This window comes from Mesorhizobium sp. M2A.F.Ca.ET.037.01.1.1, assembly GCF_003998075.1.
In the GTDB taxonomy this organism is placed as follows: Bacteria; Pseudomonadota; Alphaproteobacteria; order Rhizobiales; family Rhizobiaceae; genus Mesorhizobium.
The window spans coordinates 1-1,730 of record NZ_RZSA01001215.1; the positions used below are offsets into that span (position 1 = coordinate 1).

General features: G+C 66.4%; 1 protein-coding gene and 1 pseudogene. Both read left to right on the forward strand.

Annotated elements, in window-relative coordinates:
• Positions 1–1,279 (forward strand): PLP-dependent aminotransferase family protein (locus EOA27_RS35245; RefSeq protein WP_145970788.1); only part of this gene is annotated, 1,279 nt, incomplete at its 5' end.
• A gap of 146 nt (positions 1,280–1,425) precedes the next feature.
• Positions 1,426–1,730: pseudogene (locus EOA27_RS35250) on the forward strand (phosphoribosylformylglycinamidine synthase II); the annotation flags it as partial.

Below are 1,730 nucleotides of genomic sequence, written 5' to 3' on the forward strand. Positions count from 1 at the left end.
CGCCTATGACATCGGCACGACCGTCGGCACCATCGGCAGGGCCTATCAGCTGCTGCGCGAACGCGGTCTGGTGAGCGGCGAGGTCGGGCGCGGCACCTATGTGCTCGGCCAGCGCGCCGAGGCGCCGAAACCTGACGTCGAACCTGGCTTGCAAGGCACGCGCCCCATCGACGCGCCGAGCGGCAAGCTGCGCTTCGACAGCACCGCCGCGCCCGATGTCGGCCAGGGCGCCGTGATCGCCGACATGCTGGCGCGCACCGCGCAGGAACATCCGTACGATATCTCGAGCTACACGCGTGATTTTCCCGAGCGCTGGTACGAGGCGGGCAGCCGCTGGTTGGCGCGGAATTCCTTCCGCCCCTCGCCCGATTCGATCGTGCCGACGCTGGGCACCCATGCCGCGGTCATGGCGGCGATCGCGGCGCTGACCATGCCCGGCGACTACGTTGTCTTCGAGCACCTCACCTATTCCCAGATCGCGCGCAGCGCCGGGCTGATTGGGCGACGCATCGCGCTGGTCTCGACTGACGACAACGGCATCGACCCGGATGATTTCGAGCGCGTCTGCGCACAGAAACATCCAAAGGTCATGTTCCTGATGCCGACCGCGAAGAACCCCACGCTGGTGACGCTGTCGGCGGAGCGGCGCCAGGCGATCGCGCGGATCGCGCGGGAGTACAATGTCGCGCTGGTCGAGGACGACCTTTACGGCGAGCTCACCGACGACCCGACGCCGTTGCTGGCCGAATATGCGCCCGAGCCCACCATCGTCGCCGGCGGCCTGTCGAAGTCGGTCGCCGCCGGCGTGCGCGGCGGCTGGCTTTCCTGCCCGCCGGCCTACCGCCACCGCATCCTTGTCGCCCACAAGATGATGACCGGCGGCCTGCCATTCCTGCTGGCCGAAGTCGGCACGAGGCTGGTGACGTCGGGGCAGGCAAGCGGTATCCGCAAGCGCTGCATTGCCGAAATCCAGGCGCGCCTTGCCATCGTGCGCGAGGTGCTGGCGGGCTTCGACTTCAAGGCGCGGGACAACGTGCCCTTCGTCTGGCTGACCTTGCCCGACCCGTGGCTGTCCGGCACCTTCAAGAACGCCTGCCTGGCACAGGGCGTGCTCATCGACGACGAGGACGAGTTCAAGGCCGGCCGCTCCGAGCAGGTTTTTCACGGCGTGCGCTTCGGCGTCTCGCAACCGCGGCAAAGCCAGGATGTCGCCGGCGGCGTCGCCGTCATCCGCCGCCTGCTCGACGAAGGCCGCGCCGGCTACGACAGTTTTTCCTGATCAAGCCTGAAAGCCCAGACCTAAGCACCGCCGGAGTGGCAGTTTTCCGGCGTTTTCCCTATCTGGTGGGGGTGTATCGCGCGAAAGCTTGCGATAAGAGGAGACTCGAAGAACCTCCCCTCTCCCACGGACAAAAATCGCCGCTCATGACCATTTCCAATTCCGTGCCGATCACCCCCGAGCTCGTCGCCGCGCATGGGCTGAAGCCCGACGAATACCAGCGCATCCTGGATCTGGTCGGCCGCGAGCCAAGCTTCACCGAGCTCGGCATCTTCTCGGCGATGTGGAACGAGCACTGCTCCTACAAGTCCTCGAAGAAATGGCTGCGCACCCTGCCGACCAGCGGTCCGCAGGTCATCCAGGGTCCGGGCGAGAATGCCGGCGTGGTCGACATCGGCGACGGCGACTGCGTCGTCTTCAAGATGGAGAGCCACAACCACCCCTCCTACAT